14 protein-coding genes are annotated in these 15,627 nt (G+C 41.3%); 4 read left to right on the top strand and 10 right to left on the bottom strand.

The features are described 5' to 3' along the window. Nucleotides 1-118: 118 nt before the first annotated feature. The 8 genes from FNZ24_RS13300 to FNZ24_RS13265 all read right to left on the bottom strand — a co-directional run bounded on the left by FNZ24_RS13300 (nt 119) and on the right by FNZ24_RS13265 (nt 9,310). Nucleotides 119-904, bottom strand: coding sequence for a hypothetical protein (locus FNZ24_RS13300; RefSeq protein ID WP_153915050.1), 786 nt, complete (start codon nt 902-904; stop codon nt 119-121). Nucleotides 905-1,147: 243 nt separating this feature from the next. Further along, on the bottom strand, nt 1,148-2,395 hold the full coding sequence (locus FNZ24_RS13295) for a MalY/PatB family protein (RefSeq protein WP_153915048.1): 1,248 nt from the start codon (nt 2,393-2,395) through the stop codon (nt 1,148-1,150). 276 nt (nt 2,396-2,671) lie between these two features. Continuing rightward, nucleotides 2,672-5,308: an aminopeptidase N gene (gene pepN, locus FNZ24_RS13290; RefSeq protein ID WP_153915046.1), complete on the bottom strand. Its 2,637-nt coding sequence runs from the start codon at nt 5,306-5,308 to the stop codon at nt 2,672-2,674. Nucleotides 5,309-5,425: 117 nt separating this feature from the next. Then, entirely contained in the window at nt 5,426-6,019 is a 594-nt protein-coding gene (gene lpoB, locus FNZ24_RS13285) for a penicillin-binding protein activator LpoB (RefSeq protein ID WP_194945063.1), read from the bottom strand. 55 nt (nt 6,020-6,074) lie between these two features. Then, entirely contained in the window at nt 6,075-7,508 is a 1,434-nt protein-coding gene (locus FNZ24_RS13280) for a COG3014 family protein (protein ID WP_416384838.1), read from the bottom strand. Next, complete coding sequence (def, locus tag FNZ24_RS13275) at nt 7,435-8,004, bottom strand: peptide deformylase (RefSeq protein ID WP_153915040.1); 570 nt, start codon at nt 8,002-8,004, stop codon at nt 7,435-7,437. Before def ends, FNZ24_RS13280 begins: the two co-directional genes overlap by 74 nt. 91 nt (nt 8,005-8,095) lie before the next feature. Next, the gene (locus tag FNZ24_RS13270) at nt 8,096-8,308 is read right to left on the bottom strand and encodes a SlyX family protein (protein WP_153915038.1); all 213 of its coding nucleotides are present in this window, start codon (nt 8,306-8,308) and stop codon (nt 8,096-8,098) included. A gap of 36 nt (nt 8,309-8,344) precedes the next feature. Then, a complete protein-coding gene (locus tag FNZ24_RS13265) occupies nt 8,345-9,310 on the bottom strand; it encodes a WD40 repeat domain-containing protein (protein ID WP_153915036.1) in 966 nt (321 codons plus the stop codon). A 149-nt stretch (nt 9,311-9,459) separates the two neighbouring features. Between FNZ24_RS13265 and fkpA the strand changes: the two genes are divergently transcribed. Together fkpA and FNZ24_RS13255 are read left to right on the top strand one after the other, a co-directional pair. Beyond that, the gene (gene fkpA / locus FNZ24_RS13260) at nt 9,460-10,218 is read left to right on the top strand and encodes an FKBP-type peptidyl-prolyl cis-trans isomerase (protein WP_153915034.1); all 759 of its coding nucleotides are present in this window, start codon (nt 9,460-9,462) and stop codon (nt 10,216-10,218) included. Between the two features lie 305 nt (nt 10,219-10,523). Then, complete coding sequence (locus tag FNZ24_RS13255) at nt 10,524-10,895, top strand: YacL family protein (RefSeq protein ID WP_153915032.1); 372 nt, start codon at nt 10,524-10,526, stop codon at nt 10,893-10,895. 133 nt (nt 10,896-11,028) lie between these two features. Here the strand turns inward: FNZ24_RS13255 and FNZ24_RS13250 are convergent, their stop codons facing one another. Next, nucleotides 11,029-11,658, bottom strand: a complete 630-nt coding sequence (locus FNZ24_RS13250; RefSeq protein ID WP_153915030.1) for a response regulator — start codon at nt 11,656-11,658, stop codon at nt 11,029-11,031. Continuing rightward, nucleotides 11,651-13,387, bottom strand: coding sequence for a nitrate/nitrite two-component system sensor histidine kinase NarQ (gene narQ, locus FNZ24_RS13245; RefSeq protein ID WP_153915028.1), 1,737 nt, complete (start codon nt 13,385-13,387; stop codon nt 11,651-11,653). The genes FNZ24_RS13250 and narQ overlap by 8 nt, the downstream gene beginning before the upstream one ends. A gap of 244 nt (nt 13,388-13,631) precedes the next feature. On the opposite strand from narQ, the gene nrfA reads away from it, so the two are divergent. Both nrfA and FNZ24_RS13235 read left to right on the top strand, forming a co-directional pair. Continuing rightward, entirely contained in the window at nt 13,632-15,032 is a 1,401-nt protein-coding gene (gene nrfA, locus FNZ24_RS13240; RefSeq protein WP_153915058.1) for an ammonia-forming nitrite reductase cytochrome c552 subunit, read from the top strand. Between the two features lie 141 nt (nt 15,033-15,173). Next, nucleotides 15,174-15,560, top strand: coding sequence for a GFA family protein (locus FNZ24_RS13235; RefSeq protein WP_228768481.1), 387 nt, complete (start codon nt 15,174-15,176; stop codon nt 15,558-15,560). The last annotated feature ends 67 nt before the right edge of the window (nt 15,561-15,627 follow it).

The following is a 15,627-nucleotide window of genomic DNA, read 5'->3' as shown; positions in this document are numbered from 1 at the left end:
TTCAGCACCAGCAATGGTGCTGAACATTGCCCATGTTGGTTTGTTGGTAATGCTGAAGGTTAATGTATCCCCAGCATCATCATCTGAGACAGCCGGCGTAAAGTTATACGCTGTATCTTCATTCACCGTTGTGGCTGGCGAGCCAGTTAATACTGGTGCATCGTTRGYRTAACACTCGCTCTGCATTACTATTAAAAGCTGCACCATTGCCAAAACCCTCAAAATGGTTTCCCATGCCTAATGCGTGAGCAAGTTCATGAAGGCTGACTTCGTTACTCGCAACAGTGGTACAGTTGGGATCTGGATTCGCGCTATCAAGATTGATCCAAGCAAAAGGTTCCCCTGTCGGTTTATTGATACCTAAATCATAACCAGCAGTGTGACCTACAATACTATTGGTTAAAGGTCCTTGAGAAACTGTGCCAGAGCTACAACTACCAGATACTGTGCCTTGGCTCCAAATAAAGCCCCATTCTGTAGGTACATCTGAATAATCAATGTTATATGGATCGCTGATGTCGAGCTCTATCACGCCTTTACGATCAAACATTGGATAGCCAATAATGCTTTCAGCTTTATCTAATGCGTAGCTGAAACGAGCATCTACTGCGTTTAAGTAATATACAGGGATAAGCTCGTCTTGACGCCAGCGGGTTAACCCTGGGTTTTGTGGCGCCGGAGAGCGATCTTCAAAGCAATAAACGCTGGTGCAAAATTCACTGTCTTCAATCAGCTGGCCCCAAGCATAGGGGAGGTTTGCTGTGCATGGATAGCTGCCAGTTAAGTTAGAGCATTCGATAGTTTGAGCAATAGCCTCATCGGATAGCGTGTTGTCATTGTCACTATCATCAGTACAACCCATTAAGGCTGTTCCCACGAACATTAATAGCAGTATAAGCTTCATTTTATTCTTCCTTATTATTATGTGACTACCGCGTAGAATTTAAATGGCTCAAAAACGGTGATGAATATTAAGTACTGATTATTAATACAAAATTAATATTTTTAGTTATTTTGTATCTTGCAGAAGGAAGAGGGGGAGATGAGTTGAAATTGCCTGCAAAAGAAGTGCAGCTTTTAAAATAAAAGCTGCATTTTACTGCTCGATCATCATTCTATGGATGCAGAGAATTGCGCTCGCTGTTGATTAACAGCAGCCATTTGATGCACTTGATGTACAGCAACTATTTGTACTGCAACTGTCGGAACCACATTGATCAGCATCAAAGCCATCGATTGCCGTTTTGAGTAATTCAAATGAAGCAATGATGTTGTCTCTTGATGTGGCTATGTTCATGCGCATGTACTGAGGACTTTGTGAGCCAAACCAACTGCCAGGGGTTAAGCCCATTTTAGCTTGCTGGAATACCACTTCTTTGAGCTGCGAATCATTAAATCCGAGCGCTGAAAAATCAAACCAAATTTGATAAGTACCTTCTGGTTGGAACACCTTCAATTGCGGAATATGCTGAGCAGTAAATTCACCAATCCAAGTGACCGTTTGCTGTAAGTAATCCAACATGCCGTCAACCCATTCAGCGCCTTTTTCGTAGGCCGCAATAGTGGCAAATGTGGTTAATGCATTACCGTGGTCAAGGTATAAGGCGCCTATCAGTTTTTTAATGTCAGCCAGTAACGCATCGTTATTGGTATAGATATAACCATTTGAAATGCTGTGCATGCCAAAGGTTTTAGCAGGTGAGCCGATCATCGTGACGATATTGTCATAATCAAAGCCAGTTAAACTGGTGAACTGATGTCCTGAAAAAATAATATCTGAGTGAATTTCATCACTGATGATCATTACTTGATGACGCGCAGCAATCTCGACCACTTTTTCCAATTCAGTTTGTGTCCATACGCGCCCTGTTGGGTTATGGGGATTGCAGAAGATCATGGCTTTGACATTTTCTTGCTGAATTTGCGCTTCAAAGATATCAAAATCAATTTGATATTTGTCATCAACAATCACTAATTCATTTTTAACCACTTTGCGATCGGCTTTAGCAATCAAATTTTCGAATTGGTGATAGGCCGGAGTATGGATTAATACCGCATCCCCTTCATTGGTTAGTTGACGCAACAATAGTGCGATACCAGATAATACCCCAGGTACTTGAACAAAGTGTTGTTTTGACAAACTGACATTATGTCTAGTTGAAAACCAATGACTAATGGCTTTGAATACCGCTGATTCATTGAATTCGTACGAGTAAACACCACGCTCAACTAAGCGGCTTAATTCGTTGCTGATAGGCTTAGCAACGCTAAAGTCCATATCTGCGACCCAATAAGGGAACACATCAGTCGTGCCATAAAAGTTGTTGAGCATCTCAGGCTTACTCTTGATGAAGTTGTTTTCGCTGAACTGTGATGCGCTATTGAATTGGGTCATGTTGTCTCCAAAATACTTAATTGCGTTGTTGATGACGCGAGAGTTAATTGAGCTTATATCCCCTAAGACGAAGACGTTTGAAAAAAGACGAAGACGTTTATAAAAAGACGAAGACTTTTGTAACAAAGGCGAGTAAAGAATGAATTTTTAATTTTCTCAAATGGGGCTGAAGTGATGCTTACCCAGTTATACAAGATGTTATACATATAAAATAAAAATGCCGTTTCGATACTGAAACGGCATTTATTGTTCGCGCTATTTGGGTGAAGGCTTAAGTTACTGGTTAAGTTTTTCGCTCATCTTCACGCAGCCTTGTTCTTTTTGGCGGGTTTCTAATAATGCTCTACGTGTCATTTGCGACAAGCCCGTTTCGGTGTTTAATACTTCATTGATGGCTTCTATACTGGCATTTGTACAAGCTGTTGGTATTAATCTGCGATTATAAGCGCGCATAAATACAGGCCCTTTTTTATCGACCTCTGCAATATTGGCTAAGCGCTGTTCTGCTGTGGCGGCACTTAATAACTTTTGCTCACTTGGGTACAAGTAATTCATTGCTACACGCAGTTTTGAAAATGGCAGGTTAGTGTCGTGTTCAATAGTATGCAGCCATTGACGCTTAAGCTGTGCTTGTGGGCGAATGACCTCAGCGGCGAACGCTGATTTTTGGCCTGAATCTGACAAGTCGCGATGTTTTTCTTCAATGGCAATTAGCCCACTTTGTGGATAATCATATTGATTAAGTTTGATAATGATTTTCCAGCGTAAATCTTGGCTGATATTTAAGCCTCTAATCGTCGCATTGCCTTCCAGTAGATCGGCTAAGTGATCCAATGCGTGCTGACTACTCGCTAAGCTAACATAGCTATCAAACCAGCGGCGCTGAAAGTCTGCATTATCATGATGCTGCATTGCCATACGCAAGCTCATTTGAGTGAGCGCTTTACTGACCTTGCTAGCATAAGCTTGATGGTTAGGGGCCATGCTATTTAAATATTGCTGAGCTTGTTTAAGGTTCTGTATTACCTGACCTAAAATCGTATAGTCTTCTTCTAGTGGGGCGTTGACTAAAGCGACATTAATATATTGTTTTAGCGAACTCTTTCCATCAGTGACGCTGTCCCACATGCTTTGCCATAGCATTGAGCGCAATAACGGATCCTCGACTCTACTTAACTGCTGTTTTGCGGTTTCAAATGAGCGATCATCTAGCTCTACTTTAACGTAGCCCCAATCTTCAAAGTTTGGGTAAACCAAGTTAGGGCAATGTCTTCCAACTAACTCCGGCACTTCGGTTCTTTCGCCTTTGTAGGTGACTGCGACTTTAGGCCCTGCATGGATTGAATATCGAGTGGCATCAAATAGTGCAACCTGCACACGTTGCTCTCTTAGTGTAGGTAAGTCGGCACTTGGGGCGGTTTGTATCAGTGAAAACTCAGTTATTCTGTCATTGTCGCAACTGAACTCAGCTTTTAAGGTATTTACGCCAGCTTGGTATAGCCAATCTTGAGTCCACTGGGACAGATCTCGATTGCTTGCTTGAGCTAAGCTGCCAATAAAATCATCTAGCTCAGCATTTTGATAGCTGTATTTAGTCAGATATTGCTGCACTCCGAGTTGGAATGTTTCTTCGCCTAATAAGTGTCTGAGCTGCTTTAAGGTTGAAGCGCCTTTTGAGTAGGTAATCGCATCGATATTATCGAAGGCATTCATGCTCGTCGGCACTGGGACTTCAATAGGATGAGTGGTGACTAAGCTGTCTTGACGATAAGCGCTTTGTTTACCTGTGGCGTAAAATGTGCGCCATGCGTGGCTAAACTCAGTTGCTTCGCTGGTGGCTAAGGTGCCCATGAAAGAAGCGAAACTTTCGTTTAGCCATAAACCATTCCACCATTTCATAGTGACTAAATCACCAAACCACTGGTGTGCCATTTCGTGCATGATGACGCTAGCTAAACGTTGTCTTTGCGCTGCTGTCATGGTGTCTTGGTACATAAAGCGGTTTTCTGCAAAGGTCACAGCAGCCGCGTTTTCCATCGCACCATATAAAAAGTCAGGCACTAATAGTTGATCGTACTTTTTAAACGGATAATCGATTCCAAAGTAATCATCAAAAAAGGTTAAACCTTGTTTGGTAAAGGTAAACCAATCTTCTGCGGTCACTTGCTTAGCGACGGACTGGCGGGCAAATAAGCGCATAGGGTATTTGCCGCTATCGTCTTGCCACATATGGTAAGGGCCCGCATGCATTGAAAAGTTATATGGGCTCAATTTAGGTGTAACGGGGAAGGTCCACACATTGGCTGTTGCTTGCTCGTCAATACTGGTTTCGCGCATGGTGCTGATAACAGTCCAATCTTTTGGCGCTGACACCGTGATTTGATAAGTGGCTTTTAAGTCGGGCTGATCGAATACTGCAAACATTTGCTGGGCTGCAGCGGGTTCAAAATGTGAATACAAATAGACTTTGTCATCTACAGGGTCGACAAAGCGATGCAAGCCTTCGCCATTGGTGCTGTGTTCGCGGCTGTATTCAATTTCGATGGTGTTTTTACCGCTGTTAAGTAACTGCGGATTTAAGGTGATGTAAGCATTGTTGTAATTGGGATAAATGCTTTTGCCGTTAATGGCAAATTTACTAATGAGAGCTTGGTTTAAATCTAGGGTTAGTGGTTCTTTGGTGCTGCTAAGATTAAATTCGACTTTAGTTGTGGCGTTAAAGCGACTTTCGCCAGTGAGGTTAAAGCTGAGTTGGTAATTAACCTCGGAAACGACACTAGAGCGTGCCATGGCTTGTTGTTCACTAATATTGGCACTGCCATCTCGTTGTGTGGGCGTGGATATTGGTGTGCTGTTACAAGCAAATAAGCTTGCACAGGCGAGTACGACTAAAGATGACTTAAACAGGTTCACTATTTCTTCCCTAAAAATTTATTATTGTTTTTTGGAACTAGAGTTTTATTCAATGACTATTGTTTACAGTTGTAAAAAAGCCGACTCGAAGTCGGCTAATTAAAGTTTATCAGAGGCTTATAGGCCTAAGAAAGACTTAGATTTAACTTTACGGATTTCTTTTTCATCAGACCATTCGATTAGGCCTGTTTCTAAATCCATAAGACGCATGGTCATTTTGTAGTATACATCTTTGGTGCTGCCATCTTGTTTTACGATGCTCGATAAGTTGCCGTAAAGCATGTATTGCGCGCCAACCTGACGACCAAATTTGATTGCCGTTGATGGGTCAACCATACCAGCGTTGTTTTGATAATCCAGTTGTTTGCGCACTGAATCAACTTTAGTCATATCGATAAAGCGGAACTTACCAGAACGTAATAACTTGTTGCTGATAGAGTCTGTGACTGACTCTGTATCAATATGCTCAGAGGTTTTGTTTTTGATTTTATCAACGAAGATAATAGGGCGATCGTTCTGAGTCATAACAATCACAGGTGGGAACGTCAGCATGCTATCGACCATTTTCGCGGCAATGGCTTGTAAGTCAGTTGAACCAAAGTTTTCATTAACGGTTTCTACTTCAGTTGCGTCGCCATACTCAACCTTAGATTGACAAGCTGATAGCCCGATAGCTGCGGCTAAAACAAAAATCAGTTTAAAATGTTTCATAGTAAGTTCCATGTTGGATATGACTTATAAATAGTCGAGTTTAAAAATAGTCGAGTTAAATAATTATTGAATAAAAACGGGTTTGATTTCCAGTCTCTATTACCCAAATTAATGTTGCACGGTTAGGTTTTACATCAATTTTGGCAGCAGGACTGTTGCCTAAACGGATTTGATACTCGCCTGGTTCGATATATTGGCGGGCAATTTGTGCCTGTCTCGGTAGTGTCAGCCAGCTACGTCTGTCAGCTTGCTCTGTCACTACATTAAATATTTGCATTAAAATAGCCGCGGCATCAGCTTCGTTGTTTCGGCGCTTACTTCCGCTTTCTACACTGCGAGTCATTTCAGACTTAGTATAGACCCGCGCAGCTTGGCGCACCAAAGCGGCTGGTAAATCTTCTTTAAGGGCATTAATAGCTAAGGCATCAATATTAGCAATTGGTTCCGCTTTTAATACTGTTCCTAGGCCTTGAACCGTTGAAGGTTGAATAGCTTGTCTGTGGGGTTGATAAGTCGCAAGTGATACGGTTTGCCAGTTACCATCGATGGTGAATGGGACGGTTAAACTTTGCTTTTCAGGCACAAAGCCTTTTTCAACCACCATGACCACTTGGCCTTGACCGTTTTTCGGTAACACCGCATCACCCCAGCGGCGTTTAAATTCATCGTATTGCGGCATCGATAATTGCTTAGCAAGTCTCACTAAGTCTTGTTGCAGATATTTATTGTTTGGGGTGATTTGTGCCGCTTTACGGTAATCGATATAGGCATCATTCGGCTCGCCCAATAGCTCATGCAATAAGCCAGTCGTGTAATAGCTATAGGCATTTAAAAATGAGCTAGTAACGGTACCCGTGGCTTGATCTAATTTATTGATTTCTGCATCAATTGTGCCGTTAGCCATTGCGCGCACTGACTTTTGCGACTTTTGATAGCGTGCCTGTTCACTGGCTTGCAGTTGATTACTTCGGCGTACTTCGACTAAAGCGCCTTGTGCGTCACCTGAAAATAAGTAATTAAAAGCTTGATACTGATGCACCATAATGCGCTCGTACCCAGGGCCGCGATAAGGTATCGCATTATCATTTAACACTAGGCTACTGGCGGTAGCGGTTAAATCTGATGCACTGATAGTGGCTCGGTCGTCAAACGCTTTATAAGCTTCAATAGCCGCTTGGTAATAAGTTTTACTGGCTTCAAAATCACCTGATACTTGAGCAACTCTGCCGGCCTCCTGAGCATAAAGTAAACCGTCATTAGTATCGATTTCACCGGCAAGCTCTGACAGTTTGGCACTCGGCGTTGGACTAGCAAGTTGCTGTTTAATTGGGGCGATTTGCGAGGGGTAATTGATTAACACGCTATTATAAGCACAACCCGACAAGGTGAAGCAGATGAGACCAATGCTGAGCAATTTAGTCATTGTTAGACACCTGAGCTTCTCGCTGCCAAAAACGCGAGAAATGACGTTGAGGTGCACTGGCTTCAAGCGGTACTTGATCGTCCATGTTTATCCTTTCAAGCAAAGTAATTCCTTGTAAATGATCATATTCATGCTGAAAAATGCGTGCCTCAAAGTCATTTAACGCTTGTTCAACGCTAGCACCAGTGAGTGTTTGATAGCGTACGGTAATTTTTTTATGACGTAATACTTCTACGCGTTTGCCTGCAATAGAAAGGCAGCCTTCTGCGCCTAATTCCATTTCGTCTGAACGTGTGACAATTTGTGGATTGACTACAATTGTCGCCCCCATGTCGGGTGCGTCAGGGTAACGCTCATTCGGTCTTGAATGCATGATAAACATGGATATGTCACGGAACACTTGAGGGGCGGCTATTCCCACTCCATTGGCGGCAAACATGGTGGCCATCATATTATTAGCAAGCTGAATCAGAGCTTGATCAAAGTGAACTACTGCTTGTGTTCGACAAGTTAAAATAGCGTCGCCAGTTTGGGCTATTGTCAGTGTGTCACTTGCAGGCATATAGGTCCTTAATGCGAATCAAGTTTCTTAAGTTGAAACCAATAGTTATCTGATTGATATTAAATCTAGCAAACAATGCTTAAGCGAACATTTAATAATGTGGCGGCGGAGTCTCTTCAGACTGTGTTGCCATATTACTTGGCTCAATCGCTTGTAGTTTATTCACGATTAATGACATTTGGTGCTGCTGAAAAGCCACTAAGTCATTTAATTTAATCACTTCTTGGTTAAGGTCTTCAAGTGTACTTTCTTGAAAAGCCACTTTCATTTCTAAATCATCAATCTTTTGTTGCATGTCTTGCATTACTTCCTCTCACCGTCACGGGAACACTGATTACGCTTAAGGTAATCGGCCCCATGACTCAACTAAACCTTGATTACTGATACTCACAATCTGTTGTTGAGCATCACTTGCAATAGAGTATACAACGGCACCTCTATTTTGACTGTTTTTAGTTAACTGAATTTGTCTATTGGCCAGTTTTTTACCTGTTTCGGTTTGCCATAAAATAATTTCTTTAGATGGTGACCCTGTAATCAGGATTTTATCTTGTTGAATAAATCGAGCACTACTAAATGTCATTTGGCGGCGATTAATTGCTAGGGTCGATAATGCTTCACCAGTATCACTGTAATAGATAGCGCCGTTACCAGTAATATCACTGGCAAAGCTTAATTTGCCGTTTTGACTTAGATTAACTTTGCCAATGCGTGACTCAAGTTGCCACTGATGCACTGGCTGACCTGTTTGTGCTTGCCACAAAATCACTGAACCATCGTTTGAGCCACTTAGTGCAAGCTGGCCATCTGCAGATATCGACACACTGGATACACGTTCTTGATGACCAAGAAATTTGATTAAACTTTTTTTAGGTGCAAATGACATCACTGAGCCATCGACCAAGCCTACTAATGTTTGTGCATTATTGGCAATGGCAACGGACTGCGCAGAAGCAGGGAGTGACCACCAACCAATTGATTCTCCAGTATCGATATTCCAAATAGCCAAGGAGTCAGTGGTTAATGTCGCAGCGTATTGGGCATTGGCAGAAAAGGCAGTATCAAACACATTATTATCAGTGGCATTTGAATCGCTGCCATGTTGCCAACGGTATTTTAACGCTTCTTGGTTAAGGTCCCATAACTGAACCCCATTACTTGCTGTACTGACAAGGGCGAGCTGGCCATTTTCAGATAAGCTCGCACTGTAACTAGAATCTTTAGTGACACTGAACACTTTGTTAGCTGCAGGCTGACAAGCTGTAAGAGTGCAAAAGCACAATATCAGCATAATTACTCGAAACATGAACTTGCTCCTGTAAAAGTTGTCTCAAAGGCTGAGTTATTATTCAGGCCATTGCAAAAAACACTTTATTTAGTATAAAGTGGCCAAATATATACAAATTTTTTACCTACAGGTTATTGTAACCGCTATAGGACGCTGAGGAAGCTTTAATGAAATCTATTTACAAATTATCGTTAGTTGCACTGGCTGTTGTTGGTCTTACTGCATGTAACCAAGAACAAGAAGTCGTGGCACAGAAAGTTGAATTAACAACTGACGCGCAAAAAGAAGCTTACAGTGTTGGTGGCTCTATCGGTCGTTACATGGCTGGTCATATTACTGAACAAGAAGACTTAGGTTTTGCTGTTGACCGCGCACTAGTCATTCAAGGATTCAGCGATGGTTTAGCTGATACTTTAGAGTTAACAGAAGAAGAAATGCAAACTGTTCTTCAAGGTTTAGACGTTAAATTAAGTGAAAAACGTGCAGAGCAAGCTGAGTTATTAGCAAGCCAAGCTGTTGAAGAAGGTAAGAAATTCCTTGAAACCAACAAAGCTAAAGAAGGCGTGGTAACAACTGAGTCTGGTTTACAGTATGAAGTATTAGAAGCGGGCGAAGGTGATACACCAGTTGCTGAAGACACTGTTGAAGTACACTACAAAGGTACCTTAATTGACGGTACTGAGTTTGATAGCTCATACAGCCGTGGCGAGCCAGCTAAGTTCCCACTAAACCGTGTTATTCCTGGTTGGACTGAAGGTGTTCAATTAATGCCTATCGGTGCTAAGTACAAGTTCGTTATCCCGTCTGAATTAGCTTACGGTGAGCGTGATACTGGTACTATCCCAGCTAACTCAACATTAGTATTTGAAGTTGAATTACTGTCTATTGAGAAAGCACAAGTTGAAGAAGTACCTGCTGCTCAGTAATATTTAAGCTTCCCTTTTATTAGGGGAACTGACTAAAAAGGACGCAATATGCGTCCTTTTTTGTGCTCGAATGATGAGTGTTAATAAAATTTAATAAAAAACTTAGTGAGCAGTTCAAATCCTACTTAGCGCATTTATTGAAGCATAGTACTGATGCTGAATAGTACTGATGTTGCTGAATAGTGCTGAAGATAAAATGCGATTTATGGCTTGTTATGCAACATTTTCATTATTTACACCTAGTAACTGCGCAGTTTTAGCCAACTTCGGTTAAAATAATACAAAGCCTAATTTTGAGTTTTATCATGGAATACGAGTTTCGCCGTAACAGCTTAGACGGCACCTTATTTGCTGAATTTAGTATGGAACATGCTATTTTAGGCCGCTTTTTTGCGGAGCGATTGGGCAGTAATATTGAGCAATGTCATCATATTATGAAGCAGATTGAAGTCATTAGAGCGAACAAGCAAAATGATTGGATGATGCAGAGTCATGATTTAGCATTAGCGATTGATAGTGAACAAGTTCGAGTATTTGCCATTGCTATCGATTTTGATGAAGATTTTGATTTAGAAGATTCGATGAATATGTACGATGCTGAATCTGAAGCTTTTTGTGGCTTAGAAGATTTCGAAACAGCGCTTAAGAGTTGGATGGAATTTATTAGCAAACCTTAAGTTGAATCTCACTATTGATTATTTCGAGTCGCTAACTCGAATAATAAGTCCATAAAAACTAAAAAGGCGTCTCACTATGAGGCGCCTTTTTTAATGAGATTTTAACTAGAAAAGATTTGCGAATCGTTAAACTTTAATGGTTTAAGTACCTAACCGCCATTTCAGTACGAGATTTAGCGTTTGCTTTACGCAGTAAGTTTTTCACGTGAACTTTTACCGTCCCTTCACTGATATGCAGTGCTTCAGCGACAACGCGATTACTCTTACCTTCAGCTAACTCTTTTAAAATCTGCAATTCACGTGGTGTTAATGACGCAATCCAAGTTTCATCATTATCGGCATTTTTCAGCTCATAGATGTATTCTTCAACTTCATCACTGATCACGCGGTGACCTAGCATGGCCTTTTTAAGTTGTTCCAGTAATAAATCTGGCTCAGTGTCTTTTAGCAAGTAACCGTCGGCACCAGCACGTAATAAGCGAATTACGTCTTGTTTGGCATCTGATACGGTTAAAATAACGATTCGAGCTGTAACACCTTCTTGGCGCATGGCATTCAAGGTGTCTAAGCCAGACATTCCTTTCATGTTTAAATCGAGCAAGATAATATCTGGCTCATCTTCGCCAATTGCTGTCAGTGCATCTAAACCGGTTCCTGCTTCACCAAATAGTCTAAAATCGCCATCTGAGGTTATTAACTGACAAATGCCACGTCGAAGTAGCGGGTGGTCATCTACTACTAATACTGAATAAGGTTTACCCATTTAAAGGCTCCTGCTGGGGTGGAAATACGAGGGAGACAGTTGTGCCGCCCTGCGGATTATTATCAAACTTGACTGTGCCATGCAATTTAGTTGCACGCTCGTACATGATCCCGATACCAAAATGCTGATCTCGCTCTTTTAAATGCGACACGCCAATACCATCATCCTTGATATTAATATGTATCATATCAGAATCTGCCAAAAAACAATCAATTTCTATTCGTGAAGGTTTTGCATGTTTAATTGCATTAATGGTGGCTTCACGTGTTAACTGTAAAACATGAATGTGTTGCTTAGCTGCGAGCAGGTGAGGCGAGAGTTGGTAATTTAACTCAATAATGATCCCTGTCTGTTTACGAAGTTGAGCTAACATCACCTCAATTGCTTGGCCTAAGTTAGGATCTTTAATGGTTAATCTGAAGGTGGATAAGAGTTCACGTAGTTGGCCGTAAGCGGTACTCACGCCATCATTAATATCGATTAACTGGGTTTCTACATCCGGTGTCATACATTGAGGTTCAATTTTTTTACGTAACAGGCTGACCTGAATTTTTAGGTAAGAAAGCAGTTGGCCTAAAGAGTCATGTAGTTCGCGGGCAATCACGGCACGCTCTTCCATTAATGCTAACTGCTGTCTTTCTTCTGTGGCGTTATGAATAACAATAGAGCGGGTGAGCATCATGGCAAAGTTAACAAACAACATGTTGTTTAATGGCTTAAGTGAAATGATCTCAAGGTAGCCTAAATTTTTGTCTTCAAGTTGTAAGTTAAACTTAACGGGTGTTACTGCTGCTTGTTCAGAATTGACTGCATTTGAATCTAACCAACCATTATCGGCTTCAATACTATCAATAGTCCCGTCATCGTGCTCGATCACCAAGCGGACATAATCTAAGTCTTCAAATTGCTGAATTTGGGTTAATGCAGCGCTGAGGGCTTTGTAGTCTAAAGTATCGGCATGTAATCGAATCAGGTTTTCATATAAAAAGCTCAGCTCATTATTAGCGCGAGTGAGCGCAATGGTTTTTTCATTCACTTGACCTTCTAAATCCTGATAAAGGGTATCAAGTTCAGAAGCGGTTTTTTTAAAAGCCTCAGCCAAAGCATGAAGCTCAATATATTCTGTTTGTGGTACGTTAACCTTGAATTTGCCCTTTGATATGGAGTTAGCTACATCCATCAATTGGAGTATCGGTTCAACCATTCTTTTACGGGTATAACGGGTAGCCACGGTAGCCACGATTAACATTAAGAACAACCCGATGATTTGCCCAATCACTAATGCTCTTAGTTTTAAAGCAGCAAACCTTTCCATTTCTAGTACTAATAAGTCGATAGTATCTACAAAGTCTTTTAATGATGCTGAGTAGTTTTGGCGTTGGTCATTTTCGATAAAAAAGCGCATTTGATTCCAAGTATCGACAACCAGTAAATACTGTTGTGATAAGTCCCTTGGACTGTACCAAGTTAACGAGCGTTCTAACGCCTCTGAATGCAAGGTTGTTTCGAATTGATTTATTTTTTCTTTAAGCAACTGCTCATCACGATCTAAATACAATTTTAATCGATAACTTTGCATACGTAGGGAGCCCGAAGCATTGATAGCTCTAGCGTCACCGATACTAAACGTCAGGTTGATAATTGAATAAACGGCTAAGCTGGAAGAAATGAAAATTAGGACTAACATTAGTCTAAGAATAGTGGAGGTGAGACTGCCTCTTTTAGTCATTGGGTATCCAACTTTAGTCTGTTTAAACTGCAATTTATATGGATTATTTTACATTAGTGATCCCTGTATTATGTTAACAGTTTCTCAAAAATGTGATGTACAACATATTAACATATTGATCTGGCGCAAGCTTATTGCCTAATACTCACAAAGGGGTATTCTTAATTTAACCTTAAATGGCTAAGTTTGTTCATGGAGATGTCGTGAATATTTAAAATAAAATGTAACACGGAGATGAACGGTGATGAAGATGAAAGGAAAAATTATTGCGCTTAGCGCATTGATGGCAACCAGTTTTATGATGACTAGTGCGATGGCTAGTGACAAAACTGAACCACGTAGTGAAGTCTACAAGGACAAGTATAAGCAGCAATTTGAAACTTGGCACGCAACATCAGAAAGTACTGAAATTGTTGATGTGCTAGAAGAAGATCCAAATCTGGTTGTGTTATGGGCAGGTTACGGTTTTGCTAAGGATTACAATAAAGCACGTGGTCACCACTATGCCGTGACTGATGTGCGTAATACTTTACGTACTGGGGCACCAACAGGCCCTGATGATGGCCCTATGCCTATGGCATGTTGGAGCTGTAAAAGCCCTGATGTACCTCGTATGATCGAAGAGCAAGGTGAAGACGGTTACTTTAAAGGTAAGTGGGCTAAAGGCGGTGCTGAAATCGTTAACACTATCGGTTGTAGTGACTGTCACGTTAAAGGTTCACCAAAATTACGAATTTCTCGTCCATATGTTGACCGTGCTCTAGAAGCAATCGATATGCCATTTGATAAAGCGTCTCGTAAAGACAAGCAATCTATGGTTTGTGGCCAATGTCACGTTGAGTACTACTTCGAGAAAACTGAAGATCGTAAAGGTTTCGTGAAATTCCCATGGGACAACGGTACTACTGTTGAAGAAATGGAAGTTTACTACGATGCAATAAACTTCTCAGATTGGACTCACGCGATCTCTAAAACTCCTATGCTAAAAGCACAACATCCTGGTTATGAAACTTGGATGCTAGGTATGCACGGTAAAAACAACGTAAGTTGTACTGACTGTCATATGCCTCGTGTTGCTAAAGCAAACGGTAAAGGTAAGTTCACAGACCATAAAGTAGGTAACCCTTTCGATCGCTTCGACGAAACTTGTGCCACTTGTCATGAAGGTAAAACAAAAGAATTCATGATGGAAGTAACACATGAGAATCAAAAAAGTGTTACTGAAATCAAGCTAAGAGCTGAAACTCAACTTGTACACGCTCACTTCGAAGCTGGTGCAGCTTGGGAAGCAGGTGCAACAGAAGCTGAAATGAAGCCTATTCTAATGGATATCCGTCACAGTCAGTGGCGCTGGGACTTTGCAACTGCATCTCACGGTGTTGCTGCTCATGCTCCAGCTGAAGCATTACGTATCTTAGGTGGTGCAGTTGATAAGGCTGCTGATGCGCGTATCAAGTTAGCGCAGTTACTTGCAGCTAAAGGCGTGAAAATGCCAATCGCTATCCCTGATATCTCTACTAAAGAGAAAGCACAGGAAGCATTAGGTATGGACATGGATAAGATGAATGCTGATAAGCAAAGATTCTTAAAAGAACTTGCTCCTAAGTGGGATGCTGAAGCTGAAAAGCGTGAAGCAACTTACTAAATAAAGTTGTTCATTCAGTAAGTACACTCCATAAAAGCCCTCAAGTGAGGGCTTTTTTTTGCCTTGTTTCTGGGTGTATTTTGACATTAATATCGACCAAGGTAATGATAGAACACAATATCTGAGAATAAGGAGTCGCTGATGACAGCGGATAGCAATAAGGCGAGTGAATCCAAAGCTTTGATGCTTCAAGGCGGTTGCTTGTGCGGTGCTGTGAGGTATCAAATATCAGCTGAACCATTTGATGCCGATTATTGTCATTGTAAGCAATGCCAGAAATCATCTGGTGCAGTCTTTCAAGCTTGGATGGATTTTAAAATTGAGCAAGTGAATTGGCTTAAAGGTGAGGTCACTGAGTATTTTTCTTCAGAACATGTTCGTCGCGGTTTTTGTCAGCAGTGTGGCTGCAGCTTAAGTTTTCGTGACACCCGTTATCCTGATTATTTCACTCTTACCATCGGGTCTTTAGATGACCCCAGTGCAGTTAAGCCCAACTATCATATTTATACGGCTAACCAAGTGAAGTAGTTAACTATTACCGACACCTGTAGCCGATATAAACAGGAAAGAACCAGCTAAAGGCATTGGTATACGA

The sequence above is a fragment of the Shewanella sp. TC10 genome, assembly GCF_009663145.1.
Classification (GTDB): domain Bacteria; phylum Pseudomonadota; class Gammaproteobacteria; order Enterobacterales; family Shewanellaceae; genus Shewanella.
Note: the sequence above shows the minus strand (reverse complement) of the source record. Positions and strands in the feature narration are given on the sequence as shown.

Bases quoted from the DNA above. Each gene is read 5' to 3' on its own strand.
- def (WP_153915040.1), bottom strand. From the start codon at position 8,004: ATGCCTGCAAGTGACACACTGACAATAGCCCAAACTGGCGACGCTATT.
- FNZ24_RS13295 (WP_153915048.1), bottom strand. From the start codon at position 2,395: ATGACCCAATTCAATAGCGCATCACAGTTCAGCGAAAACAACTTCATC.
- FNZ24_RS13255 (WP_153915032.1), top strand. From the start codon at position 10,524: ATGGAATACGAGTTTCGCCGTAACAGCTTAGACGGCACCTTATTTGCT.
- FNZ24_RS13235 (WP_228768481.1), top strand. From the start codon at position 15,174: ATGACAGCGGATAGCAATAAGGCGAGTGAATCCAAAGCTTTGATGCTT.
- FNZ24_RS13270 (WP_153915038.1), bottom strand. From the start codon at position 8,308: ATGCAAGACATGCAACAAAAGATTGATGATTTAGAAATGAAAGTGGCT.
- fkpA (WP_153915034.1), top strand. From the start codon at position 9,460: ATGAAATCTATTTACAAATTATCGTTAGTTGCACTGGCTGTTGTTGGT.
- FNZ24_RS13265 (WP_153915036.1), bottom strand. From the start codon at position 9,310: ATGTTTCGAGTAATTATGCTGATATTGTGCTTTTGCACTCTTACAGCT.
- narQ (WP_153915028.1), bottom strand. From the start codon at position 13,387: ATGACTAAAAGAGGCAGTCTCACCTCCACTATTCTTAGACTAATGTTA.
- FNZ24_RS13250 (WP_153915030.1), bottom strand. From the start codon at position 11,658: ATGGGTAAACCTTATTCAGTATTAGTAGTAGATGACCACCCGCTACTT.
- lpoB (WP_194945063.1), bottom strand. From the start codon at position 6,019: ATGAAACATTTTAAACTGATTTTTGTTTTAGCCGCAGCTATCGGGCTA.
- nrfA (WP_153915058.1), top strand. From the start codon at position 13,632: ATGAAGATGAAAGGAAAAATTATTGCGCTTAGCGCATTGATGGCAACC.